Annotated in this window: 20 protein-coding genes; 9 read left to right on the top strand and 11 right to left on the bottom strand. The window is 70.7% G+C overall.

Going from position 1 to position 25,352, the window contains the following annotated elements; translation table 11 throughout:
- Positions 1-214: 214 nt before the first annotated feature.
- The 3 genes from F9C11_RS18405 to F9C11_RS18395 are packed head-to-tail and all read right to left on the bottom strand — an operon-like array spanning position 215 to position 2,570.
- A complete protein-coding gene (locus F9C11_RS18405; protein ID WP_409186102.1) occupies positions 215-1,135 on the bottom strand; it encodes an SMP-30/gluconolactonase/LRE family protein in 921 nt (306 codons plus the stop codon).
- 9 nt (positions 1,136-1,144) lie between these two features.
- Positions 1,145-1,801 carry a histidine phosphatase family protein gene (locus tag F9C11_RS18400; RefSeq protein ID WP_409186101.1) on the bottom strand — a complete coding sequence of 219 codons (657 nt, stop codon included), beginning with the start codon at positions 1,799-1,801 and terminating at the stop codon, positions 1,145-1,147.
- A 13-nt stretch (positions 1,802-1,814) separates the two neighbouring features.
- A complete protein-coding gene (locus F9C11_RS18395) occupies positions 1,815-2,570 on the bottom strand; it encodes an SDR family oxidoreductase (protein ID WP_409186100.1) in 756 nt (251 codons plus the stop codon).
- 507 nt (positions 2,571-3,077) lie between these two features.
- On the opposite strand from F9C11_RS18395, the gene F9C11_RS18390 reads away from it, so the two are divergent.
- Positions 3,078-4,016, top strand: a complete 939-nt coding sequence (locus tag F9C11_RS18390; RefSeq protein ID WP_409186099.1) for a hypothetical protein — start codon at positions 3,078-3,080, stop codon at positions 4,014-4,016.
- Between the two features lie 298 nt (positions 4,017-4,314).
- On the opposite strand, the gene F9C11_RS18385 is transcribed toward F9C11_RS18390, so the two are convergent.
- Positions 4,315-5,940, bottom strand: coding sequence for an acyl-CoA synthetase (locus F9C11_RS18385; protein WP_409186098.1), 1,626 nt, complete (start codon positions 5,938-5,940; stop codon positions 4,315-4,317).
- Positions 5,941-6,138: 198 nt separating this feature from the next.
- Here F9C11_RS18385 and F9C11_RS18380 point away from each other — a divergent pair, with 198 nt between their 5' ends.
- Positions 6,139-7,833 carry a bifunctional 3'-5' exonuclease/DNA polymerase gene (locus tag F9C11_RS18380; protein ID WP_409186097.1) on the top strand — a complete coding sequence of 565 codons (1,695 nt, stop codon included), beginning with the start codon at positions 6,139-6,141 and terminating at the stop codon, positions 7,831-7,833.
- A 741-nt stretch (positions 7,834-8,574) separates the two neighbouring features.
- Here F9C11_RS18380 and hrpA read toward each other — a convergent pair.
- The 3 genes from hrpA to F9C11_RS18365 all read right to left on the bottom strand — a co-directional run bounded on the left by hrpA (position 8,575) and on the right by F9C11_RS18365 (position 14,091).
- Positions 8,575-12,462: an ATP-dependent RNA helicase HrpA gene (gene hrpA, locus F9C11_RS18375; RefSeq protein ID WP_409186096.1), complete on the bottom strand. Its 3,888-nt coding sequence runs from the start codon at positions 12,460-12,462 to the stop codon at positions 8,575-8,577.
- A 76-nt stretch (positions 12,463-12,538) separates the two neighbouring features.
- Positions 12,539-13,732: a cation:proton antiporter gene (locus tag F9C11_RS18370; RefSeq protein ID WP_409186095.1), complete on the bottom strand. Its 1,194-nt coding sequence runs from the start codon at positions 13,730-13,732 to the stop codon at positions 12,539-12,541.
- Between the two features lie 41 nt (positions 13,733-13,773).
- Positions 13,774-14,091 (bottom strand): hypothetical protein, encoded by a 318-nt coding sequence (locus F9C11_RS18365; RefSeq protein ID WP_409186094.1) that lies wholly within the window; start codon positions 14,089-14,091, stop codon positions 13,774-13,776.
- A 279-nt stretch (positions 14,092-14,370) separates the two neighbouring features.
- Between F9C11_RS18365 and F9C11_RS18360 the strand changes: the two genes are divergently transcribed.
- Positions 14,371-15,219 carry a chitosanase gene (locus F9C11_RS18360; RefSeq protein WP_409186093.1) on the top strand — a complete coding sequence of 283 codons (849 nt, stop codon included), beginning with the start codon at positions 14,371-14,373 and terminating at the stop codon, positions 15,217-15,219.
- Entirely contained in the window at positions 15,183-15,752 is a 570-nt protein-coding gene (locus tag F9C11_RS18355) for a L,D-transpeptidase (RefSeq protein WP_409186092.1), read from the top strand. Before F9C11_RS18360 ends, F9C11_RS18355 begins: the two co-directional genes overlap by 37 nt.
- Here the strand turns inward: F9C11_RS18355 and F9C11_RS18350 are convergent.
- Genes F9C11_RS18350 through F9C11_RS18340 form a run of 3 tightly spaced genes read right to left on the bottom strand, consistent with a single transcriptional unit; the run spans position 15,733 to position 17,896 of the window.
- Complete coding sequence (locus F9C11_RS18350; protein ID WP_409186091.1) at positions 15,733-16,716, bottom strand: PHP domain-containing protein; 984 nt, start codon at positions 16,714-16,716, stop codon at positions 15,733-15,735. The two genes, F9C11_RS18355 and F9C11_RS18350, sit on opposite strands and share 20 nt — an antisense overlap.
- 18 nt (positions 16,717-16,734) lie before the next feature.
- The gene (locus tag F9C11_RS18345; protein WP_409186090.1) at positions 16,735-17,238 is read right to left on the bottom strand and encodes a metallophosphoesterase family protein; all 504 of its coding nucleotides are present in this window, start codon (positions 17,236-17,238) and stop codon (positions 16,735-16,737) included.
- Positions 17,239-17,242: 4 nt separating this feature from the next.
- The gene (locus F9C11_RS18340; protein ID WP_409186089.1) at positions 17,243-17,896 is read right to left on the bottom strand and encodes a GntR family transcriptional regulator; all 654 of its coding nucleotides are present in this window, start codon (positions 17,894-17,896) and stop codon (positions 17,243-17,245) included.
- A 118-nt stretch (positions 17,897-18,014) separates the two neighbouring features.
- Between F9C11_RS18340 and araD the strand changes: the two genes are divergently transcribed.
- Complete coding sequence (gene araD, locus F9C11_RS18335; protein WP_409186088.1) at positions 18,015-19,733, top strand: L-arabinonate dehydratase; 1,719 nt, start codon at positions 18,015-18,017, stop codon at positions 19,731-19,733.
- 148 nt (positions 19,734-19,881) lie between these two features.
- Complete coding sequence (locus F9C11_RS18330; protein WP_409186087.1) at positions 19,882-21,660, top strand: VanW family protein; 1,779 nt, start codon at positions 19,882-19,884, stop codon at positions 21,658-21,660.
- Here the strand turns inward: F9C11_RS18330 and F9C11_RS18325 are convergent.
- Positions 21,641-22,318 carry a TetR/AcrR family transcriptional regulator C-terminal domain-containing protein gene (locus tag F9C11_RS18325; RefSeq protein ID WP_409186086.1) on the bottom strand — a complete coding sequence of 226 codons (678 nt, stop codon included), beginning with the start codon at positions 22,316-22,318 and terminating at the stop codon, positions 21,641-21,643. The genes F9C11_RS18330 and F9C11_RS18325 overlap by 20 nt on opposite strands.
- A gap of 72 nt (positions 22,319-22,390) precedes the next feature.
- On the opposite strand from F9C11_RS18325, the gene F9C11_RS18320 reads away from it, so the two are divergent.
- From F9C11_RS18320 to F9C11_RS18310, 3 genes are read left to right on the top strand one after another with little or no spacing between them, the layout of a single operon-like run.
- A complete protein-coding gene (locus F9C11_RS18320) occupies positions 22,391-22,948 on the top strand; it encodes an ester cyclase (RefSeq protein WP_409186085.1) in 558 nt (185 codons plus the stop codon).
- Between the two features lie 42 nt (positions 22,949-22,990).
- Positions 22,991-23,761, top strand: coding sequence for an ABC transporter ATP-binding protein (locus tag F9C11_RS18315; protein WP_409186084.1), 771 nt, complete (start codon positions 22,991-22,993; stop codon positions 23,759-23,761).
- A complete protein-coding gene (locus F9C11_RS18310) occupies positions 23,737-25,323 on the top strand; it encodes a hypothetical protein (protein ID WP_409186083.1) in 1,587 nt (528 codons plus the stop codon). The genes F9C11_RS18315 and F9C11_RS18310 overlap by 25 nt, the downstream gene beginning before the upstream one ends.
- Positions 25,324-25,352: the final 29 nt, after the last annotated feature.

Genomic DNA, 25,352 nt, shown 5'->3' with positions numbered 1-25,352 from the left:
CTTGCCGTCGCCCTCCGGGACGTCCTCGTGATAGGCCGCCCCGGGTCCGGTGCAGGCGATGCCCGCCGCCTCCATTCGCCGGGAAAGCTCGTCGTAGAGCGGTCCGATGACGGGCATGCGGACCGAAACCCGGCCGTGCCGGGCGAAGTCTCCGATACTGAACATGACGCCTTCGAGTTGACCGCCTGACCCGGTGTGAGAGTCAAGCAGCCTTTCAGAGATCCGTGTAGGCGATCGCGTTCTCTTCCAACGACCCGAACCACAGCCGGCCGTGGTACTCGCGGATGCCCACCAGCACATGGAATCCCGGGATCTCGCCGCGCAGTTCCCGCACCACCGCGCCGTCCGGGGTGACCGCGAGCGCGCCGACCCGGCGTTTCGGGGCGGGCTGCAGGGAATCCGGCAACGCGCGCACCGCCGTCCGGACCGGCGCGGGCAGGCGGCGCACGACGTCGAGGGCGCGCAGCCGCGGGCTCGCCTCGGTGATCCAGATGAGCCCGTCCGAACCGGTCGCGATGTTGTCCGGGAAGCCCGGCAGGTCGTCGACCAGGACGTCGCGGTCGCCGGACCGCGGACCGGTCAGCCAGACCCGGCTGACCCGGCACGCGCCGGTTTCGGCGACCGCCACGAAGGACTCGTCCGGCGGCAGCGCGACGCCGTTCGCGAACTGGAGGCCGTCGGCGAGCAGGTCGATGCGGCCGTCCGGCGTACGGCGCAGCAGCCGTCCGCCCGCGGTCTGTTCGATCAGGTCGTCGCGCCAGTTGTCGATGCCGAAGCGGCGCGACGAATCCGTGAAGTAGACCGTGCCGTCGGCGGCGACCGCGGCGTTGTTGCAGAACACGAAGTCCAGGCCCGCGCCGGACGTCGCGAGGGTCGTCGTCTCGCCGCCGGCCAGCGGCATGGTCAGCAAACCGGCGCGGGCGTCGCAGATCAGCAGTTCGCCGTCGCCGTACAGTTCCAGCCCGAGCGGGCGGCCGCCGGTGTCGCCGAGCAGGTCGATCCGCCGTCCGTCCGGCGAAACGCGCAGGATCCGGCCGTCGTCGACCCCGGTGTAGACGCGGCCCTCGGCGTCCACGACCACGTCTTCCGGACCGTGCCCGTTCACCGGCACGATCGTGACCTCACCGAACCGCACGCCGGCCTCCTACCGGTAGCTGAGCAGCCGCGCGTTCTCGCCTTCGAGATGCGGATGCTCGTTGAAGGACAACAAAGTCACGCCGCCGCGACCGGACGTCAGCTTCGTGATCCCGGTGTTCACGGCGACGCGGTTCAGCTTCAGCAGCCCGGGTCCCGGTGTGCCCAGCAACGACCCGGCGACCGCGCCGAGCACGCCGCCGGAGGTGAACACGAGCCCGTTCTCGCCCTTGCCCAGCGAGCCGGCCAGGTCCGCCAGCGCCGCGGTGCAGCGGCCGAGGAACGCGGGCCAGCTTTCCGCGCACGGACCGGTGTCGCCGGAGTCGACCCACGCGGTCAGCGCGGCGTCCAGCAGCCGCTGGTACTCGCGCGGATCCTGTTGCGGCGCACCGCCCGCGTGGTGCCGCACGAGGTCGACGTGGTCGTACTCGTTCCAGCGTTCGTCCTCTATCACCGGCACGTCGCAGCCGAGGGCCTTCAGCGCGGTCGCCGCGGTGTCCCGCTGGCGGGCCAGCGTTCCCGAGCGCACCTGCGCGAACTCGACCCCGCGCCGGTTCAGCTCGGCACCGACCAATGCGGACTGTTCGAAACCCAGCGGCGACAACGCGTCGTAATCCGCCGCGCCGAACGAAGCCTGGCCGTGCCGGATCAGATAGATCGCACCCATTCGCGCCGTCCCGTCAGGAAAACATCCGCAGCAACCGGCCAGGCGCCAAGCGTACCGCGAGACTCAGCGGCACCCAGGGCCACGAAGGCACGTACGTGCGCTTCGGTTCCGCTTCGATCGCCTTGACCAGCGCGTGCGCACCGGCTTCGGCCGACACCATCAGCGGATTGCGTTTGGTCGAACGCGCGGTCATCTCGGAGCTGATGTAGCCGGGCCGCACGTCGGTGACCGTGATGCCGAGGCTGCTCAGCTCCAGCCGCGCGCCGTCGGCGAACGCGGAGATCCCGGCCTTCGACGCGGAGTACGCGGTGAGGTTCCCGGGGAAACCGCGCAGCGCCATGAACGACGAGATCACCGCGAGATGCCCGGCGCGCTGCTCGCGGAAGATGCCCGCCGCCGCCTCGATCTGGGCCACCGCAGCGACGAGGTTGGTTTCGAGGGTCTGCCGGTTGGCGTCGAACCGGCCCGCGCCGACCGGCTGTCCCTTGCCGAGCCCGGCGTTGACGATCACGCGGTCGAGCCTGCCGAGTCCGGTCCGGAATTCCTCGAACACCGCGAAGACACGGTCGTGATCGGTGACGTCGAGCGCGCGCGTGACGACGGTGATCCCCGGGTACGCGGCACGCAGCTCCGCGGCCAGGTCGTCGAGCCGTTCGGTGCGCCGGGCGCACAGCGCGAGATTGCGGCCGCGAGCGGCGAACTGCCGGGCCATTCCCTCGCCGAGACCGGAGCTGGCTCCGGTGATCAGGATGTTCTGCCGCAAGACCATGCCCGGAGCCTACCCGCTGGTAACCCTTCGGGCTCACCTCCGTTCCGCTCGCTCCCGGCTGTCGGGAATCAGCCGGACCAGGAATGTGGGCACGGCCATCTCACGACCCCGGCTGCGGAAGGATCTCCAGCACGTCGAAGGAATTTCGCCCTGCCGATCGCCTGCGATCGCGCCCCGCTGACGGGGATCGCGCTCCTGGTCTGCCCGCGAGGATGACCGGTGGCCCGGCCTCTGGGGGCATGCCGGGCCACCGGTTCCAGGCGCGGCCGCCGGCCGGGCGCGGGGCGCGGTCCGCGCTGCCGGGGCCGAGGCTCCGGACGCGCCGGGGGCGGCGCGATCCGTCCTGGCCATGGAATCGCGACCGTGCAGGTCACGGCAATGGTTCACAGTTGCCAGTACTAGCCCGTTCGTCCGAATGGCACGGCGGTACAACCTGGTCGGGCGGCTGCTACCGTGCCTGTGTCGGACTCGGCACGGTCGGTTACCAGCGGGGGCGGGCGGCGGGACATGACGCAGCGGCATGCGGAGCACGCCGGTCCGGACACCGGCGAAGGTGCCCGGACCGCCTTCGCGAGCGCGCTGCGCGCCGCGATCGGAGCCAGCGGGCTTTCCCTGGACCGGATCCAGGCAAGGCTGCGCGCGCGAGGCGCGTCGGTCAGCGTCACCGCGCTCAGCTACTGGCAGTCGGGCAAACGGCAGCCGGAACGGGCCGGGTCGCTGTCGGCGGTGCGGGTGCTGGAAGAAATCCTCGACGTCCCGGACGGCGCGCTGCTCGGCCTGCTGCCGCCTCCTCGCCCGCGCGGCGCGAGCCGGCGGGACCGGGCGGGCGAGGAACCGGTCACGTTCACCCGCGAGATCCTGCAGCCGCTGCTGGAGCGCGTCGGCGCGCCCGACGCGCTCGACCAGCAGCACCAGCTGAAGCTGGTCGGATTGCACGACCGCTGCGACATCGCGGCCGACGGCGGCCAGATCTCGGTCACCTCGCGCGCGGTGTTCCAGTCCGGTGCGGACGGTCAAGACCGCTGGCTCCTGGTGTACGCACAGGGCGACGCGACGGCGGTGCCCGAGCTGCAACCGGTGCGCAACTGCCGCGTCGGACGCGCCGAAGTGGACGACGACCACGGCATCCTGGTGGCTGAACTGCTCTTCGACCGCGCGCTGGAACGCGGCGAAACGCACCTCATCGAGTACACCCTGCGCAACTCCGGGCCGCCGTACCCGCAATGCCGGGCGACGCATTACCGCGAATTCCGCCGCCCGGTCCGCGAGTACCTGCTGGAGATCCGCTTCGACCCGACCGCGGTGCCCGCCCGCTGCTGGCAATACGCGAACGCCACCGACGAAGCCCCCTCCCGCCGCCGGCTGCGGCTCGACAGCGGCAACGGCGTGCACGCGATCGCGCTGGACTTCGGACCGGGCATCTTCGGCATCGGCTGGGACTGGTGATCCTGGCGGCTGAGCGGATGCGGCAAAATCCATGGTCGCGGCTGCGTTGACCGGCTCGCTTCCTTCAGTCGCGCGCAGCTCTGGGGAGGTGTGCGTGGACGGCACTGCCGGTCTGGTGCCGCAGGCCGGGGTCGCGGCATTCGCGCCGGACCGAACCGTCGGCACGCAACTGGACGAGCGGCAGCGGCTCCATTGCGGACGGAGCGTCGAGGACGCCGGCGCGCGGGCCGCATCGCCGCCGCCGGGTCGCCCGCTGAGGTCCGGGCTGTTCAAGATCCTTACGTCTCAGGCTTTTTCCCTAGCTCAGCTTGGTCCGCAACACCTTCCCGGTAGCGTTGCGCGGCAACTCGTCCAGGAATTCCACGTCCCGCGGCACCTTGTAGCGCGCCAGGTTCGCCTTCACGTACTCGCGCACGCCCTCCTCGTCGAGCGTCGAGCCCTCCGCCCGCACCACGAACGCCTTGAGCCGCTCGCCGAACTCCGGGTCTTCGACACCGATCACCGCCGCCTCCAGGACGTCTTCCCGCTCCACCAAGAGGTTCTCCACCTCGATCGGGAACACGTTCTCGCCGCCGGAGACGATCATCTCGTCGTCGCGGCCGTCGATGAAGAGCAGGCCGTCCTCGTCGAAGTGGCCGACGTCGCCGCTGGAGAGCAGGCCGTCGATGATCTCCTTGTTGCGGCCGTCGGTGTAGCCGCCGAAGCTGAGCCCGCTGCCGACGAACACCCGACCGGTCACGTGCGGCTTGGTGATCTTCGTGCCGTGTTCGTCGTACAGCGCGACGCGGCAGCCGACCGGCGCGCGGCCGACCGTGCCCGGCGCGCGCTTCCAGTCCTCCGGCGTCGCGACCGTCGCCACCGCGACTTCCGTCGAGCCGTACAGGTTGTGCACGACGTCGCCGAACTGCTCGTTCGCCCGGTTGCCCAGATCCGGCGACAGCGCGGACCCGGCGACGAAGATGATCCGCAGGCACGACGTGTCGTACCGGTCGCGGACCTCCTTCGGCAGGTCGACGATCCGCTGCAGCATCGTCGGCACCAGGACGAGCGCGGTGCACCGGTGCTTCGCGACGCCCTTCAGCGTGGCCTCGGGGTCGAACTTCCGGCGCATCACCACCGTGCAGCCGAGCGCGAAGCTGAGGATGAACTGCGACAGCCCGGTGCCGTGGAACAGCGGCGCGCCCATGAAGGTCGCTTCGCCGGCGCGCAGCGGGATGCGGTCCAGGAACTGCGCCGACGCCAGCGCGGACGTATGCGGTCGCGGCGCGCCCTTGGGAGTGCCGGTGGTGCCGCTGGTGAGCAGGACGAAACCGCCGGGTTTGGCCGGCGCGGGCAGCGGCCGGTCGTCGGTGCTGGCGACGATCTCGGCGAGCACCGGGATCTCGTGCCCGCCCGGTTCGTCCACCCAGGCCAGATACCGGTCGACGTCCTCGTCGATCGCGTCGAGCAGGCCGGTGAACTCCTGGTCGTAGACGAGCGCGGTGACGCCCTCGCGCTGGGCGACGTCGGCGAACTGCGGTTTGGCGAACCCGGTGTTCATCAGCAGCAGCCGCGCGCCGAGCTTGCCCGAGGCGGCCATCGTGAGCACCAGGCCGCGGTGGTCGCGGCACAGCGCGGCGATCACCGAATCGGGGCCGAGGCCGCGCTGCGACCAGGCGCGGGCGAGCGCGTTGGACTGGTCGTCGAGCTGCTTGAAGGTGAGCGGGCCGAGGTCGTCGACGATTCCCACGGCGGTCGCGTCGCGCCGGGCGGCGATGTGGTTCGCGCCGGCGAACGGGCCGTACTTGCGGATCGCGACGAGGGACCGCAGGCCCTCGTCCAGGCGAGGGAACGGCACCAGCCCGGCGCGGCGCATCACCTCGACGCTGCGCACGGTCTCGGTCAGCTTGCCGGCCACCTGGCCGGCCAGCTCGGCCACACTCATCCGGGCACCTCCATTGCTGCGGCGGGAGCGCCCACGCCGACGGCCTCCGTACCGCCGGTATGGGAGTTACTCGACAGTAAAGCAAGGCCCGGCCGCGCACCAGTGCCCGGCCGGGGCGGATCTCTCCGGCGCCGGTCGCGGACCGTCCGCTGGCATCGGCGTGCGGAAATTGTCGGTGCTGATCCGCACAATGTGACGGTGCAGGTGATCACCGGCCGGGAGGAGGACTCCGGCTACACGATCGAGGGCCCCGCGGGGACCCTCCGCGGGCTTTCGCGCGCCGACTGGGCCGCCGAGGTGCGCCGGCTGGAGGCGGCCGAGAGCCCGCGCTGGGTGCTGCCCTCGGTCGAGGAGGTCTACCCGGCGCTGATCGAGGCCGGGGTGCGGCTGGGCCGGTGCCACGACCTGTCGCTCGCCGAAGGGCTGCTGCTCGCCTACGAGGGCCGGGAGGGCGAATCGCGCAGTCTGCGGGCGGCGTGGGCCCGGGCGAACGGCGAGGAACCGCCCGACGACGGCCCGGCCTTCGGCGAGGACGCACAGCCCACGCTGTTCTCCCCGCGCGGCCCCGGCCTGCCGCCGGGAGTCACGGTCGCCGCCGCGGCCCGGCGAGTGCTGACCGAACAGGAGAAACGCGTCGCCGCCACCGAGGCCCCCGCCCGGATGCGGCTGCTGCTCGCGGCCGAATCGGCGAGCGCGCTGGCCGCCGCGGAGATCTCCGCCGCCGGGCTGCCCTGGCGCGCGGACCGGCACCTGCAGTTGCTGGAAGAACGCCTCGGACCGCGGGTACCCGCCGGGCAGCGCCCGAAAGCCCTCGTCGACCTGGCGGCGAAGATCTCGGCGGCGCTGGGCGGGCGTCCGGTCAACCCCGATTCGTCGGCCAGCATCGTCCGCGCGCTGGCCAGGGAGGGCATCGAAATCCCGGCGGCGCGGAAGTACCTGCTGCGGGACATCGACCATCCGGCGGTCGCGCCCCTGCTGGAGTACAAGGAACTGTCGCGGCTGCACTCGGCCAACGGCTGGGCGTGGCTGGACGAATGGGTCTCCGACGGCAGGTTCCGGCCGCACTACGTGGTGGGCGGCGTGGTGTCCGGCCGCTGGGCCACCCGGGGCGGCGGGGCGCTGCAGATCCCGCGCGCGTTGCGCTCGTGCGCGTCCGCGGACCCCGGCTGGAAACTCGTCGTGGCCGACGGCGCGCAACTGGAACCGCGAGTCCTCACCGCCCTGTCCGGCGACCGCCGCCTGGCCGAAGTCGCCGCGGCCACTGATTTGTACGCCCGCTTGGCGGAAGCCCTGTTCTCCGGCACCCGCTACGTCCCGCTCCGCCCCGGCGATACCCGAGACGACCGGTCCCGCGCGAAAATCGCCATGCTGTCCGCGATGTACGGCGGCACTTCCGGAGAAGCCGGACCACTGCTTGCGTTGCTGCGACAGCGTTTCCCGGACGCGGTGTCCTATGTGGAGCGAGCGGCCGCGGCGGGCGAACGAGGCGAACGGGTCCGCTCCCGGCTGGGCCGCACTTCTCCGGCCCCGTCCGCCGCCTGGCGCGCCTTGACCGGCGGACTCACCGAAGACGAGGCAACGGAAACCCGAGCGCGCCGAGCTTCGCGCAGCTGGGGACGGTTCACGCGGAACTTCGTGGTGCAAGCCAGCGCAGCCGACCTGACGGCGGTCTTGCTGGCCACTTTGCGCGGCCGGCTGCCCGAACCGGCGCACCTGGTGTTCTTCCTGCACGACGAGGTGATCGTGCACACGCCCGCCGAACTGGCGGACGAGGTCGCGGCGATCGTGGAGACGTCGATCCAGGAAGCCGCCCGGCTGGTGTTCGGGGAGGCGTGTCCGGTGCGGTTTCCGATGCACGCGAAACCGGTGGACACGTATGCGGAGGCTAAGTGAGGCGGGTGAGGCTCTGACTCTTTTCGTGCGGAGTGCGGAGGCTTCGCGCGGCGGACCTGCCAGGCGGTGTCGGGCAGATTTCGGCCCTTCGCGTGGTGCTTGTGGCGGTTTGGCGAGCGCGCCGTGCAGGGGATACGGAATGCGGTCCCTGGCGCGCGGCCGCCCCCAACCGAGCTGCGTCGGCCTCGGCGGCTCGGTCGAGCCAACGCGCCATCCGACATCCGCGCGCGAACTCCGCGCGATGACATTCAGGCGAACCGCCGCCCACAACTGAGTTGCGACGGCCTCGACGGCTCGGTCAGCAGCCGCTGCACGGCCTCTGGCAGCCGATGGTCGGCGACCTCGGGCGCGGTGCGCCGTCTCGAGCCAGCGCGCCGTCCGACGTCCACGCAGGCACGCAGGCGTCGCGCAATGACGTTCAGGCGAACCGCCGCCCACAACCAAGCTGCGTTGTCCTCGGCGGCTCGGTCGAGCCGGTGCGCCGTCCGACATCTGCGCAAGCACGCAGGCGTCGCGGAACGACGTTCAGGCCAATTGCCGCCCACAACTGAGCTGCGTCGGTCTCGACGGCTCGGTCAGCAACCGCTGCACGGCCTCTGGCAGCCGATGGTCGGCGACCTCGTGCACGATCCGCCGTCGACCCAGCGCACCATCCGATGCCAGCACGCGAAGTCCGCGCAATGACGTTCAGGCGACCACCGCATCGCCTGGCACGACAGCACGCGGCTCAGGCCCGCACCGTCACGCTCCAGACGAAGCCAGCGCCTCGTCCAGCGCCTTGGTAATCCTCTTCAACGACACCGGATGCGCCGTCCCCAGCGTCTGCGCGAAGAAGCTCACCCGCAGCTCCTCGATCATCCACCGCACCTCCGCCAGCGCGGGCGACGACGTCCCCGGCGGCAACGCGGCCACCGCGTCCTCGTACTCCTTCGTGATCCACGCGACGTCCGCCATGCGCTGCAGGTCTCGCGTCTGCTCCAGCGGCAGCTTCTCCAGCCGCCGCTCGATGCCGCGCAGGTACCGGACCACGTTCGGCAGCCGGGCGGCTCCCGTTTCCGTCACAAAGCCCGCGTGGACCAAGCCGTCCAGCTGGCGGCGGATGTCGGCCAGCGACTCGGCCGGGCCGCGGGTGTCGGCCAGGCGCGTTTCGACGTCGATGGCCGCGCGCAGGATTCGCTCGACCTCCGTCAGCACCTCCAGCACCTTCGGGTTCAAGCCTGCCCGCACCTTTTCCAGCAGTGCGGCGAAACCCGCCTCGCCCCACACGGGACCGCCCGCGGAGGCCATCAGTGCGTCGACCGCGCAGTCGACACAGTCCTCCAGCAGGCCCGCCACGCTGCCGTGCGGGTTGCGGTTCAGCACGAGTTTCGAGGAATTCGACAGCGACCGCGTAATGAACTTCATCGGCGAGTTCAGGTTCAGCCGCAGCATCCGCCGCGTGCCGGCCCACATCGCGTGTTGCTGTTCGGCGGGCGTGTCCAGCAGCCGCACGGCCACCGACGCACCTTCGTCCACCAGCGCCGGATACGCCTTCACGTCGTGGCCGCGCCGGGTCGAGGCGAACACCTTCGGCAGCTCGCCGAACGACGGCCGCACCAAGCCCGCCTTCTCGATGCTGTTGGCGGCCTTGGAAATCGTCTCCCGCACGCGCGGCGCGAGGCGGCGCTTCAGCTCGTCCAGGTCCTTGCCCTCGGCCACCTTCTTGCCGCGCTCGTCCACGACGCGGAAGGTGATCCGGAGGTGGTCCGGCACGGTCGAAAGGTCCCACGCCGAACGCGGGATGTCGATGCCGCGCATCGCGTGCAGCTCGTCGCCGAGGATGTCGAGCAGCGGACCGTCCGAAGGGGACATTCGCGTCAACGCGTCGGCCGCCGTGTCGGGAGCGGGGACGAAGTTGCGCCGCAACGCTTTCGGCAGCGATTTGATCAGTTGCGTCACCAGTTCGCCGCGCAGGCCGGGCACCTGCCAGTCGAAACCGTCCGGCGTCACCTGATTCAGCACCGGCAGCGGGATGTGCACGGTCACGCCGTCGGCGTCGGCGCCGGGCTCGAACTGGTAGGTGAGCTTGAAAACGTGCGTGCCCTGCGTCCACGAGTCCGGGTAGTCCGATTCGCGGACCGCGCCCGCGACCTCGTTGATGAGCATGGACTTCTCGAACGACAGCAGGTCCGGCTCGGTCCGCCGCGCCTTCTTCCACCAGCTGTCGAAGTGCCGCACGGACACGACGTCCTCGGGCACCCGCGCGTCGTAGAACTCGAACAGCGTCTGGTCGTCCACCAGGATGTCGCGCCGCCGGGCGCGGTTCTCCAGGTCCTCGACCTCGTCCAGCAGCGCGCGGTTCTCGGCGAAGAACCGGTGGTTGGTGTGCCAGTCGCCCTCGACCAGCGCGTGCCGGATGAACAGCTCGCGCGAGACCTCCGGGTCGATCCGGCCGTAGTTCACCCGCCGGTCGGCGACCAGCGGCACGCCGTACAGCGTCACCTTCTCGGTCGCCATCACCGCGCCCTGTTTGCGCTCCCAGTGCGGCTCCGAATACGAACGCTTCACGACGTGCTGCGCGAGCGGTTCGACCCAGTCCGGCTCGATCCGCGCGTTGACCCGGCCCCACAGCCGCGACGTCTCGACCAGCTCGGCCGACATCACCCAGCGCGGCTGCTTCTTGAACAGCGCCGAACCGGGGAACACCGAGAACCGGGCCCCGCGCGCGCCGAGGTAGTCGCCCTTCGCCGGGTCCTTGAGCCCGATGTGCGACAGCAGCCCGGAAATCAGCGCCGTGTGCACGTGCTGCGGATCGGCGGGCGTGGTGCTGAGCGTGATGCCGAGCGGTTTGGCGAGCTGGCGCAGCTGGCCGAAGATGTCCTGCCATTCGCGGATCCGCAGGTAGTTCAGGTACTCGGCGCGGCACATCCGGCGGAACTGGTTGCCGGTCAACGTCTTCTGCTGTTCGCTGACGTAGTCCCACAGCTTGAGGTAGGAGAGGAAGTCCGACGTCGGATCGGCGAACCGGGCGTGCTGCGCGTCGGCGGCCTGCTGCTTCTCCGCCGGCCGCTCGCGCGGGTCCTGAATGGACAGTGCGGCGGCGATGATCATCACCTCGCGCACGCAGCCGTTGCGCGCCGCCTCCAGCACCATCCGGCCCATCCGCGGGTCCACCGGCAGCAGGGCGAGCTTGCGGCCGACCTCGGTGAGCTTCGAGGAATCGCCTGCCTCGAACGCGCCGAGTTCCTGCAGCAGCTGCACGCCGTCGGCGACCTGGCGGCGGTCCGGCGGCTCCACGAACGGGAACGCGGCCATGTCGCCGAGGCCGAGCGACGTCATCTGCAGGATGACCGACGCCAGGTTCGTCCGCAGGATCTCCGGATCGGTGAACTCCGGCCGCGACGCGAAGTCCTCCTCGGAGTACAGCCGGATGCAGATGCCGTCCGAGGTGCGCCCGCAGCGGCCCTTGCGCTGGTTCGCCGACGCCTGCGAAATCGCCTCGATCGGCAGCCGCTGCACCTTCGTGCGGTGGCTGTAGCGCGAGATGCGCGCGGTGCCCGGGTCGATCACGTACTTGATCCCGGGCACGGTCAGCGACGTCTCCGCGACGTTCGTGGCCAGCACGATCCGCCGTCCGGTGTGCCGCTGGAACACGCGGTGCTGGTCGGCCGCGGACAGCCGCGCGTACAGCGGAAGCACCTCGGTGTTGCGCAGCTCCAGCCGGTTCAGCACGTCCGCGGTGTCGCGGATCTCGCGTTCGCCGGAGAGGAACACGAGGATGTCGCCGGGACCCTCGCCGGACAGCTCCTGGACCGCCTCGGCGATCGCCTGCGTCTGGTCGCGGTCCGGGTCGGCCTCGGGGTCGTCCGGGTCCGCGAGCGGGCGGTAGCGCACCTCGACCGGGTAGGTCCGGCCGGAGACCTCGACGATCGGCGCGTCGTCGAAATGGCGCGAGAACCGCTCCGGGTCGATGGTCGCCGAGGTGATGATCACCTTCAGGTCGGGGCGGCGCGGCAGCAGCTGCTTGAGGTAGCCGAGGATGAAGTCGATGTTGAGGCTGCGCTCGTGCGCCTCGTCGATGATCAGCGTGTCGTACTGGCGCAGCATCCGGTCGGTCTGGATCTCGGCCAGCAGGATGCCGTCGGTCATCAGCTTGACCAGGGTGTCCTGGCCGGACTGGTCGGTGAACCGGACCTTGTAGCCGACGGTGTCGCCCAGTTCGGTCTTCAGCTCGCTGGCGATCCGGTCGGCGACCGTGCGCGCGGCCAGCCGGCGCGGCTGGGTGTGCCCGATCTGCCCGCGCACGCCGCGGCCCAGCTCGAGGCAGATCTTCGGCAGCTGCGTGGTCTTGCCCGACCCGGTCTCCCCCGCGACGATCACCACCTGGTGGTCGCGGATAGCGTCGCCGATTTCGTCCTTGAGCCGGCTGACCGGCAGTTCGGCCGGGTACTCGATCTTCGGCACGCTCTCGCGGCGCTGCTGCACGCGCAGCAACGCCGTTTCGACGTCGGCGGCGATGCGCTCGGCCGCCTGCTGCTTGTCGCGAGCCCGGCGCGCGCCGTCGAGACGACGGCGGAGCCGGTGCTCGTCGCGCAGCATCAATTCGGGCAGCTGGGCGCGCAGCTCTGCGAGGGAAGATGGAGTGGACATACTTAGGCCAAGGATAGCCGTGCGTGACCGGCGTGGCTTCCGAATATGCCGCGAGCGACAGCCCGGCGGCCCCGGCTCACCGGGCCGGGGCCGGGCGCGGCCGGGCGAGCCTGGCCGGAAGCAGCCAGGTCAGCCGGTCCGAGCGGAGCACGGCGAGCGGTCCGATCACCGCCAGGAGCAGCACGTACCCGGCGACCAACGGGGCCACCCGCGAGTCCAGCCCGGCCGCGGTCGCCATCGTCGCCAGGACCAGCGAGAACTCGCCCCGGGTGAGCACGGTCAGGCCGATGTTCACGCCTTCGGCCCGGTCGAAGCCGTGCAGCCGGGCGGCGAACGCTCCGGCGGCGAGGTTGAGCACCAGCGTCAGCGCGACCGCGGCGAGCACCGGGAGGACGACCGTGCCGACCGCGCCCGGGTCGATCGACAGCCCGAAGATGAAGAAGAACAACGCGCCGAACGCGTCCCGCAGCGGCAGCACCAGTTTGTGCACCCGCGGCGCGACCTGGGAATTGCCCAGCATCATGCCGACCATGAACGCGCCGATCGCGTCGGACACGCCCACCTCCTCGGCCACCGCGGCGCCGAGCACGGCCACGCCGACGAAGCAGACGGTGAGCAGTTCGTCGTCCGCCGAACCGAACAGCCGGGACACGACCCGGCCACCCCAGCGCGCGAGCGCGGCGAGCACGAGCAGGAAGCCGAACGCCTTGCCGAAGTCGGCGAGCGCCGCGCCGAAGCCGTCCGCACCGCTGAGCACCGGCTGCAGCAGCGCCAGGTACAGCGCGAGGAAGAGGTCTTCCAGCACGACGATGCCCATGATCAGGCGGGATTCCCGGTTGCTCGTCCGCCGGGTTTCCAGGAGCAGTTTGGTGACGATGGCCGAGGACGAGATGCCGATCGCGCCGGCGATCACCAGCGCCTCGCGCGTGCCCCAACCGAGCGCGAAGCCGAACGCGAGCCCGCCGCCGATGTTGAGCACGAGGTACGCGAGCCCCGCGCCGGCGAGTCTGGCGCCGCCGCGGGCGAGGTCGTCGAGCGAGAACTCCAGTCCGAGATAGAAGAGCAGGAACACGAGACCGAGCCCGGCCAGCACGCCGAACTCGGCCGGATCGTCCACAAGGGACAGTCCGGGGGTGTGCGGGCCGAAGACGAAACCGGCCAGCATGAACAGGGGAATCGTGGGCAGCCCGATCCGGGCGCCGACGCGGGCGAGGGCGCCGGCGGCGAGAAACGCGCCGCCGACGGCCAGCAAAGCATGACCGTTGCTCATGAAATCCTCCGGAGAGCCGGGTACAGGCGGGAACCGAGTGCTCAGCGATCCGGAGGAGCCCGCGCCGCGGCGGGCACGGGCGCGCGGTCCAGTTCGACCGGAGGCGCGGCGGAAAACGGGACGGTGCACCAATCCGGCCGGGCGAGGCGGATCTCGCCCGGCGCGTCGGCGAGCGGCAATGGGTGCGCGGCGACGAGGTGCGGGCCCTGTTCCTGGACCAGGACGGGTTCGGCGCCGGGCGGACGCGGGCCCGCCGGTCCCGGCCCGGGGACCGCGACGCCGAGCAGCAGCAGCGCGGCGAGTGCCACGACGAGGATGGACCGGTGCCGCGGCGCGGGAGCGGCGGCAGCAGTCGTCATCTCGGGACGAGTTTACCATGTCTTTAACCTGCGCCGACGGCATCGGATTGAGTCCACAATAGACAGAACGGTGCCAGACCCCCTGCTTCCGCCCGCCTTCAGGCGATTCTCACTGTCCACAGTGGACTACCACGGTTCATCTCCGGGAAAAATCTTCGTATCCCTTGCCTCGCCGCTTCACGCTCGGTTATCGTGGCGCTACGCCGCAGCAGTACCCGGAACCGGTCCATTCGCCGGTCCGGCCGCCTTGCCCACGTACCGCGGAAAGGGATTCCCCTCATGCGCAAGACGATGCGGCCCACGCTGGTCGCCGGTCTCACGGCTGCCTCGGCCCTCGCTCTCGTCCTCGGCACTCCCGCTCTCTCGGCCGCCGCCGCGCCCGCCCCGCTCGCCGCCTCGGCGTCAATGCGGGGATCCGGCGGCGACCTCGCGTCTCCGGAGAAGAAGGAGATCGCGATGCAGCTGGTGTCGAGCGCGGAAAACTCGTCGCTCGACTGGAAGAAGCAGTACTCCTACATCGAGGACATCGGCGACGGCCGCGGCTACACCGCGGGCATCATCGGGTTCTGCTCCGGCACCGGCGACATGCTCGAACTGGTGCGGGCCTACACCCAAGCCGTTCCGGACAACCCGCTGGCGAAGTTCCTCCCCGCGCTGGAAAAGGTCAACGGCTCCGATTCGCACGAGGGTCTCGGCTCGGCCTTCGAAAGCGCCTGGAAGGAAGCCGCGGGCACCGAGGAGTTCCAAGCCGCGCAGAACAGCGAGCGCGACCGCGTGTACTTCGATCCGGCGGTGAACCAAGGCAAATCCGACGGTCTCGGCGCGCTCGGCCAGTTCATCTACTACGACGCCATCGTGATGCACGGCCCCGGCACCAGCACCGACAGCTTCGGCGGCATCCGCGACGCCGCGCTGTCGAAGGCGAAGCCGCCGGCGCAGGGCGGCGACGAAACCGCGTACCTCAAGGCGTTCCTCGACGCGCGCAAGGTGGTCATGAAGAAGGAAGAAGCGCATGCGGACACGTCCCGCGTCGACACCGAGCAGCTGGTGTTCCTCAACGACGGCAACCTCGATCTGCACCCGCCGCTGAAGTGGAAGGTCTACGGCGACCCGTACGAGATCAACTGAGCGCGCAGCAGGTTCTCGCGGTCACTGCGCACAGCGCGTCCGCGTGGGACCACGACGGCGACCGCTGGGTACGGGCACTCGGTCCGTACCCAGCGGAAGTCGGCGCGGAAGGAATCGGCGTCGCGCGCGAAGGACTTTCCCGTACCCCGGCTGGAACCTGGCCGCTCACCGAAGCGTTCGGCATCGCCCCGAACCCCGGCACCCGGCTCCCCTACCGGCAAGTGTCCACTTCGGACTGGTGGGTGTCCGATGTGCACTCCCCGCGGTACAACACGCATTACCGAGGCGCCTCCGGCCCGTTCGACGAAGCCGCCGGAGAGAACCTCGGCGCGGCAGGTCCGGCGTATACGCACGCGGTGGTGATCGACTACAACCGCTCGCCGGTCGTGCCCGGCGCCGGTTCGGCGTTCTTCCTGCACGTGGCCACCGGCGGGCCGACCGCGGGCTGCGTCGCGCTGGCGCTGGACGACCTCATCGCCGTCCTGCGCTGGCTCGATCCGGCGCGAAAGCCCGTCATCGCACTAACTGATTAGCCGTCCGCGTGTTGATCACCCGATCCGGCTCGATGCCCGCCTTTTCCGCGCGCTCGCAGCCGTAACCCTGCCAGTCGAGCTGGCCGGGCGCGTGCGCGTCGCTGTCGATCGCGAACTCGCAGCCCAGCTCGACCGCCTGACGCAGCAACCGCATCGGCGGGTCGAGCCGGTCCGGCCGCGAGTTGATCTCCACCGCCACGCCGTTCTCGCGGCACGCGGTGAACACCTTCTCCGAGTTGAACTGCGACTCCGGCCTGCTGCGTCCGCCGACCAGCCGTCCCGTGCAGTGCCCCAGCACGCGGACGTGCGGGTTCTCGATCGCGGCCAGCATCCGCGGCGTCATCTCCCGCGCGGGCATCCGCAGCTTCGAGTGCACGCTCGCCACCACGAAGTCGAGCCGGTCCAGCAGCTGCTCGGTCTGGTCGAGCGCGCCGTCGTCGAGGATGTCGACCTCGATGCCGTGCAGCAGCCGAAACGGTGCCAGCTGCTCGTTCACCCGCGCGACCTCGTCCATCTGCGCGCGAAGCCGTTCCGCGGACAGGCCGCGCGCGACGGTCAGCCGTGGCGAATGGTCGGTGAGCACGATCCACTCGTGGCCCAGGCCGCGGGCCGTCTCGGCCATCTCGAGGATCGGGCTGCCACCGTCGGACCAGTCGGAGTGCGTATGACAGTCGCCGCGAAGCGCGGTACGCAGCGCACCGCCGTCCGGCAGCGTGCTTTTAGGCAGCTTCGCCGCGTACGCGGGCGTACGGTCGTGCCACGCGTCCTCGATGACCCCGGCAGTGGCTTTGCCGATCCCCTTCAACGCCTGAAGCGACTTCGCACCGACGCGCGCCGCGAGTTCGTCCTCGGACAACCGCTCGACCACCGCGGCAGCCTGCCGGAAGGCGCGCACCCGGTAAGTCGGTTCACCGGCGCGTTCGAGCTGGAAGGCGATGTCGCGCAGGGCACGGGCCGGGTCCATGACTCCTGTTCTACCCGCTCAGCCGCGCCGAGGCAGCTCGTGCAGCTCGACCTGGTCCAGCCGGCCGTCGCGGATCTCGGCGGTCTGGTAGGTGCAGAACGGCTGCCGCCGCCGGTCGGTGGGCGAACCGGGGTTGAGCAGCCGCAGCCCGCCGGGCGTCACCGTGTCCCATGGAATGTGGCTGTGCCCGAAGATCAGCACGTCGACGTCCGGGTACAACGCGTCGCAGCGCGCCTCGCGCCCCTTCGCGTCACCGGTCTCGTGGACGACCGCCAACCGCACGCCCTCCAGCGTCTCCCTGGCGACCTCGGGCAGGCGTTTCCGCAGTTCAGGACCGTCGTTGTTGCCGTACACGCCGATCAGCCGGGCGCTGCGGGCCTCAAGAGCGTCGAGAGTGTCCACGTCGACCCAGTCGCCCGCGTGCACCACGACGTCGGCCTGCGCGACTTCGTCCCATACCTGCGCGGGCAGCTCCTTCGCCCGCTTCGGCAGGTGGGTGTCCGCGACGAGCAGCAACCGCACGTCGTCACTCCTCCCCGAGCGCTTCGAGCACGTGGTCGAGAAACGCCGCGATGTGCGCGCGCAGCAGCTCGGCCGCGCCGTCCTCGTCGCCCTTCTTCGCGGCGGCGAGCACTGCCTTGTGCTCGTTCCATTCCTTGCGCCAGCTGGGATTCGCGTCCCAGCCGACCACGGTGATCAGCGCCGCCCGGTCGCGCAGATCGTCCAGCATCGAGACCATCAGCGGGTTGCCGCAGCCGGCGTACAGCGCGCGGTGGAACCGCCGGTTCAGCAGGCTCAACGTGGTCTGGTCGGCGTCCGCGGCCGACGCTTCCTTGAGGATCTGCGAAGCCTCGTCGAACGACTCGCGGTCCGAAGCCCGCACCGCGCGGCGCAGCGCTTCGGGCTCCAGCACCATCCGCACGTCGTAGACCGAGCGCGCCAGCGCCGCGTCGACCACGCACACCGACGCGCCCTTGTACGGGCTGAACGTGACCAGCCCGGTGTTGGACAGCACCTTGAGCGCCTCGCGCACCGGCGTCTTCGAGACCCCGAGCCGCGCGGCCAGCTCCGCCTCCACGAGCGGCTGGCCGGGCACCAGCTCGCGGGCGAGAATGCCGCGCCGGATCTCCTCCAGCACCACCTCGGTGCGGGAGGCGGGGAGGCTGAACGTGGACGGCATGCCGACCCTCCTGGCTTTCGCGCTCGTCCCCGCATATTCAACCAGGCGGGCGTCTCCGAGCGTCGACACGTACGATCATATATCAGATGCCATCCGTCGACCGAGAGGACGCGCAGCGATGAAGCCACCCGAGGACCTGCGCAGCCACCGCTGGTTCGGCGGCGACGACCTGCGGAATTTCAGCCACCGCACCCGCGCCCGGCAGCTCGGCTACGAGCCGGGAGAGCACCTCGGCAAGCCGGTGATCGGCATCCTCAACACCTGGAGCGACATCAACCCCTGCCACCAGCACCTGCGCGAACGCGCGGAGCAGGTCAAGCGCGGCGTGTGGCAGGCGGGCGGCTTCCCGCTGGAGTTCCCGGTGGCGACGCTGTCGGAGACCTATCAGAAGCCGACGCCGATGCTGTACCGGAATCTGCTGGCGATGGAGACCGAGGAGCTGCTGCGGTCGTATCCGGTCGACGGCGCGGTGCTGATGGGCGGCTGCGACAAGACCACCCCGGCGCTGCTGATGGGCGCGGCGAGTGCCGGGCTGCCGTCGATTTTCGTGCCCGCCGGCCCGATGCTGCGCGGAAACTGGCGCGGCGAGGTGCTCGGCAGCGGCACCGACATGTGGAAATACTGGGACGAACGGCGCGCGGGCACGATCGGCGACCGGGAGATGGCCGAGCTGGAACGCGGTCTCGCCCGCTCCCCCGGCCACTGCATGACGATGGGCACCGCGTCGACCATGACCTCCGCCGCCGAGGTACTCGGGCTGACGTTGCCCGGCGCGGCCTCGATCCCGGCGGTCGATTCCGCGCACCACCGGATGGCCGCGGCGAGCGGCGCGCGAATCGTGGGCATGGTGTGGGAGGACCTGACGATCGCGAAGATCCTCGACGAACGCGCGTACGCCGACGCGATCACGACCGTGCTGGCGCTCGGCGGGTCGACCAACGCGGTGATCCACCTGATCGCGATGGCCGGGCGCAGCGGGATTTCGCTGTCCCTGCGGGATTTCGACGAGATCGCGCGCCGGGTGCCGGTGCTGGCCAACATCCGGCCGGGCGGCGACTGGCTCATGGAGGACTTCTACTACGCGGGCGGCCTGCCCGGCCTGCTGTCCCGCTTGACCGACCTGCTGCACCTGGACCGGATCACCGTCACCGGGCGTCCGCTCGCCGATTCCCTCGCCGACGCCCGCGTGCACAACGACGACGTGATCCGCCCGCGCGACAACCCGGTCGCCAGCGAAGGCGGAGTAGCCGTGCTGCGCGGCAACCTCGCGCCCGGCGGCGCGGTGATCAAGCACATCGCCGCCGACCCCGCCCTGCTCACGCACACCGGTCCGGCAGTGGTGTTCGACAACTACGCCGATCTGAAAAAGCGCATCGACGATCCGGAGCTGGGCATCACCGCCGATTCCGTGCTGGTGCTGCGCGGATCCGGTCCGCTCGGCGGCCCCGGGATGCCCGAGTACGGCATGCTGCCGATCCCGGCGCACCTGCTGGAACAAGGCGTGCGGGACATGGTGCGGATCTCCGACGCCCGGATGAGCGGGACCAGCTACGGCGCGTGCGTGCTGCACGTGGCGCCGGAATCGCACGTCGGCGGGCCGCTCGCGCTCGTCCGCGACGGCGACCTGATCACCCTGGACGTGCCCGCGCGGACGTTGCGGCTGGAGGTGGACGACGCCGAGCTGGAGCGGCGTCTCGCTTCGTGGGCCGCCCCTGCGCCCCGGTTCGAACGGGGCTACGGTGCCCTCTACGCGGAGCACATCACGCAGGCCGACGAGGGCTGCGACTTCGACTTCCTGGCCCGCGCCGGAGCCAATCCGGAGCCGGACGCCGGGTGAGGGTCGTGAGCGCCGAGCACGGCAAGAACCGGGATCGCCGCTCACGACACAGGGTGACCGGTTTGTTCCGCTGGGGGCAGTAGTCCGGCATGTCCGGCTCGGCCCGTACGCTGTGCCCCTGACCGCAGCGAATCGAAGGGGTCGTGAGGTGCAGTACGAACCGCGCTGGCCGGAAACCGACAGCGACCAGACCGAGATCCTGCCGGTCGTGGCGCCGGAGGAGCCTCCGTCCCCGCCGCGCCGGCGCGGCCTGCGCAAGGCGGGCTGGGTCAGCGGAGGCGTGCTCGGCGTGCTGGTCGTGGCCTACCTCATCGACCTGCTGACGAGCCAGGGCCGGGTGCCGCGCGGCGTCGTCGTGGCCGGCGTGGACGTCGGCGGGCTGGAGCGGCCGGTCGCCGAACGCGAGCTGCGCGGGAAGATCGAACCCCGGCTCACCCAGCCGCTCACCGTCACCGCGGGCGACGCGCACACCAAGCTGTCGCCGACCGAGGCCGGGCTGGGGCTCGACTGGAGCGGCACCCTCGACCAGGCGGGCGACCAGCCGGTGAACCCCTTCACCCGGCTCGCGTCGTTCTTCAGCACCCGGGAACTGGGCGTCGTGTCGCACGTCGAGGCCGCGAAGCTCGATCCGGCGCTCGAGGACCTGCGCGGCCGCGTCGACCGGGAGCCCGCCGAGGGCACGATCCGGTTCGACGGCACCACTCCGGTCGCGGTCCCGCCGCAGACCGGGCAGAAGCTGGACGTCCCGGCGGCGCGGGCGAAGGTGCTCAGCGGCTGGGCTTCGGGCAGCGAGCTGACGCTTCCGGTCGCGCCGACGCCGGTGCGCACCACCCCGGAAGGCGTTCAGCGCGCGCTCACCGAGTTCGCCAAGCCCGCGGTGTCCGCGCCGATCATCGTCAAGGGCGAGGGCGCGGACGCGACGCTGACGCCGGAGCAGATCGCCGGAGCGCTCACGTTCGTGCCTGGCGACGGCGGCGGCCTCGCCCCGCAGATCGACCCGAAGAAGGTCACCGACGCGCTCGCGCCGCAGCTGAAGTCCACCGAGCAGGAGGGCAAGGACGCGGCGATCGCGTTCTCCGGCGGGAAACCGGTCGTCGAGCCGTCCGCGGACGGCAACACGGTCGACTGGGAGCAGAGCCTCAAACCGCTGCCGAACACGCTGAAGCAGACCGACAGCCGCGAGCTGAAGGCGATCTACAAGAAGACGCCGGCGAAGGTCACCACCGAGCAGGCGAACAAGCTCGGCGTCAAGGAAGTCATCGGCGAGTTCACCACCGGCGGGTTCGCGCCCGACTCCGGCACGAACATCCGCGTGGTCGCCGAGAAGGTGAACGGCGCGATCGTGAAGCCGGGAGAAACGTTCAGCCTCAACGGATTCACCGGCCCGCGCGGGCGCGCGCAGGGCTACGTCGAGGCGGGCGTGATCGAGAACGGCGCGCCGGCCCGCGAGGTCGGCGGCGGCATTTCGCAGTTCGCCACCACGCTGTACAACGCCGCGTACTTCTCCGGGATGAAGGACGCCGGGCACAAGGAACACAGCTACTACATCAGCCGGTATCCGGCCGCGCGCGAGGCGACGGTGTTCCAGAATCCCAACGGCGCCAGCGTGATCGACCTGAAGTTCACCAACGATTCGGACACCGGCGTGGCGATCCAGACCATCTGGACGCCGTCGTCGATCACGGTGAAACTGTGGGGCACCAAGCGGTACACCGTCGAATCGGTCCCCGGCGAGCGGACGAATCCGACGCCGCCGCCGACGAAACCGGGTCCGGCGGAGAACTGCCACGCGTCCAACGGCGCGCCCGGGTTCACCGCGAGCGACACCCGGATCCTGCGCGACGCCTCGTCGGGCCGGGAAGTTTCGCGGCACACGCGGTCGGTCCGCTACAACCCGCAGCCGAAGATCACCTGCGGGGAGCAGTGAGTCGCTGCATCGTGGCGGCCACTGCTAGCTCGACGGCGAAGGAGAACTCCGCTTCGTGATCGCACCGCGCCAGATGCGGCGCGGATTCGACCACGGCGGGAAGCCCGGTCTGCTCCAATTCGGTGCGGCGACGGGCGATTCCGGCTTCGTCGGTGACGCCGAACGCCGGTCCCGCACCGGCCTCGCGCAGGAGCGAGCCGACGACGACCGACAGAAGCGAGCGCAGCAGGTGCACCGCCTCCTCGGGGGACGCGCCTGCCTTGCGCAGCACCGAAAGCACCGCCTCGACCGGGGCGAGCGCGGCGATCGACGGCAACTGTCTGGTCAGCACCAGCGCCGCGGCCTGCGGATGCGCGCGCGTGGCTTTCCGGAAGGACTGGGCGATCGCGCGCAGGTCTTCCTCGGGCTGCCCGGTCGGCTCCGGGAGGTCGATTCCGCCGAGCACGTGCCCGGCGACGGCGTCGAGCAAGGCTTCCTTGCCGTCGATGTGGTGATAGAGGCTCTTCGCGTCCACGCCAAGGCGTTGCGCGACGGTCCGCATGCTCACCGCTGCCGCTCCGCCGGCGTCGACTGCTTCCAGCGCGGCGGTCAGGATCGCCTCCCGCGACAGCCTGGCGTCTCCCTTGCGCGGGCGTCCCCGGCGGGTCGTGGTGTTCACGGCTCCATCATGGCGCACTTGCGTTAAATCCACAGCGTGGGTTAAATTGCGGCTTCCGGTTTGGAGGAACCCGTGGACCCGTTGGCCATCCCCGCGCCCGAAGTGCTGCGTGCCCGGCACAAGCTCGTCCTCGACCACTTCCGCGACGAGGTGCGCCAGGACTGGGACGACGTGCTCGCGACGTTCCCGCATCCGCACTACGAGATCGTCCCGACGATGACCGTGCACGACGGCGATGCCGCGGTGCGCGGGTACTACGACGAAACGCGCCGCGCGTTTCCCGATCAAGACCACGAAATCATCGCGCTGCGGCACAGCGCCGACGCGGTGATCGTCGAGTTCTGGCTTCTCGGCACCCACCGCGGGCCGCTCGGGAAGATCCCGCCCACCGGGCAGCGGTTCCGGGTCCGGATGACCGCGTACTTCCTCTTCGACGCGGACGAACAGCTGGTGTGCGAACGGATTTACTTCGACACGCTCACCATGCTCCGCCAATTGCTGCGCGCCTGCGACATCCGGAAACCCGCCTCGTGGCCCAAGCTCGTGCGCGCGGTGCGCGGGCTGCTGGCGATGTCCGGCGATCCGGATCCGCGGCTTTCCGAGACCACTCCGCCCGCTTTTTGTCGGTGACCCCGCGTACAGTCGGGCGCACACCACGGGAAGGGGGAACCGGTGTCCGACGACGCGGCCATGGGGCTTTACGGACTCACCAAACGGTTCGGGACAACGCTGGCAGCAGACGACGTGCGGCTGGAAGTGCCGCGCGGGTCGTTCTTCGGCCTCGTCGGCCCCAACGGAGCCGGGAAAACGACGTCGCTGTCGATGGCGGTCGGCCTGCTCCGGCCGGATTCCGGCGAGGCGCGCGTGTTCGGCGTGGACGTCTGGCGGGAACCGGAACGGGCGAAAAGCCTGATCGGCGTTCTTCCGGACGGATTGTCCATTCCGGAACGGCTCACCGGGCGGGAACTGCTGACGTACATGGGCCTGCTGCGCGGGCTCGCGCCGGACACGGTCGCCGAACGCGCCCAGGAACTGCTCGGCGTGCTGGAGCTGACGGACGCCGAGCGCACCCTCGTCATCGACTATTCCGCGGGCATGCGCAAGAAAATCGGCCTCGCGACGGCGCTGCTGCACGGCCCCCGGCTGCTGGTGCTGGACGAGCCGTTCGAGGCGGTGGACCCGGTTTCGGCGTCGACCATCCGCACGATCCTGCAGCGGTTCGTCGCCTCCGGCGGCGCGGTGGTGCTGTCGAGCCACGTGATGGCGTTGGTGGAACAGCTGTGCAGCCACGTCGCGGTGATCACGCGCGGCCGCGTCGTCGCCGCGGGCGCGGTGGCCGACGTGCGGGGCGAAGGCACGCTGGAGGACGCGTTCGTGCACATCGTCGGCGGGCGGACCGGTGGAGCGGAGGGGCTGGCGTGGTTGGCGTCCTCGTCCGACTGAAGCTGCGGGTCCTGCGCAATTCGCTGCGCGGGCGGCAGATCGCCGGAATGATCGTCGGCGGCCTCTTCGGCCTGCTGGCGGCTCTGGTCACCATCGGCATCGCGGTGTTCCCGGCTCCGGAAGCGCGGATCACCGTGGACCTGCTCACCTCGGTCTACGCGGTGTGGATGGCGGGATGGGTGCTCGCCCCGATCGCGACCGGCGGCGGGGACGACACGCTGCGGCCGGAACACTTCGCGCTGCTGCCGATCGGCCGCCGCAAGCTGGCGGTCGGGCTGCTCGCGGCGAGCTTCGTGGGCGTCACCGCGCTGGTGAGCCTGCTGGCGTTCCTCGGGTTGGTGTTCTACGGGCTGCGGTTCGGCCCCGGCGCCGCGCTCGTCGGCCTCGTGTTCACCGTGCTGCAGCTGGCGTTCGTGGTGCTGCTGTACCGCGTGGTGATGGCCGCGCTGGGTGCGCTGCTGACGTCGCGCAAGGGCAAGGAACTGGGCATCATCCTGGTGGCGCTCACCGGGTTGTCCGGCGTCGCGGTGAACTACGTGATCAACAGCGTCGCCCCGGCGATCGTCAACGGCCAGCTGCCCGGTTTCGTCAGCGTGGTGCACGCACTCCCGTCCGGCTGGGGCACGCTCGCGGTGCACGCCGCCGGGACCGGCGAATGGGGCACCGCCGGTGGTCTCTTCGCCGCATTGCTCGGTGTAGTGGCGGTTCTGGTCGTGCTCTGGGGCGCGTTGCTGGCCCGCCAGGTCACCACGCCGTCCTTCCGCGGCGCCTCCCGCACCCGCGCGAAAGCCACCCGCACGCGGCGCAGCCTGCTGCCTTCGACGCCGGTGGGCGCCGTGGCGCGCAAGGAGCTTTTCACCTGGTGGCGGGACGCCCGCCGACGCGTCGCCCTGCTGTCGACGCTCCTCATCGGGTTCGTCATCACCGTCGTGCCAGCCCTGTCCGGCGGCGGTGGCCGGTCGGTGATGCTGCCGTATTTCGGTGTCGCAGTGGTGCTTTTCGCCTCCATGCAGTCCGGCAACCTGTACGGAATGGACGGCAGCGCCCTGTGGCACACGCTGGTCGTCCCCGGTGCCGAACGCGCGGACATCCGCGGCCGCCAACTGGCGTGGGCGCTGATCGTCGCCCCGGTGGCCGTGGTGCTGGCCCTGGTCTTGCCCGGCGTCACCGGCGTCCCGGACGCGTACCCGTGGGTCCTCGGCCTGGTGCCGGCAACGCTGGGCGCCGGCGCCGGGGTCCTGATGCTGCAATCCGTCTTCCTGGCCTTCCCGCTTCCGGACCAACGCCGCAGCGGCAGCCCGTGGTCCTCCGGCGGGCGGCCCGGGTGCGCCCGAGCCGCCCTGATGCTGGCGACCACGCTGCTCATCGTGCTCGGTGCGTTGCCGGTGGTGGCGCTGTGCGTGGCCGGGAAGCTCGCGGACCTTCCGGTGCTGCAGTGGCTGGGCATCCCCGCCGGGATCGCGACCGGCATCGCGCTCGCGTGGTGGTGGGGTCGGCTCGCCCAACAACGGCTGGCGGCGCGGGGCCCGGAGCTGCTGGCGACCGTCTCCAAAGAACGGTGACAGGTTTTTCCCGCGTTTTTTGCCGACGT

The organism is Amycolatopsis sp. VS8301801F10 (assembly GCF_046195355.1).
Taxonomy (GTDB): domain Bacteria; phylum Actinomycetota; class Actinomycetes; order Mycobacteriales; family Pseudonocardiaceae; genus Amycolatopsis.
Note: the sequence above shows the minus strand (reverse complement) of the source record. Positions and strands in the feature narration are given on the sequence as shown.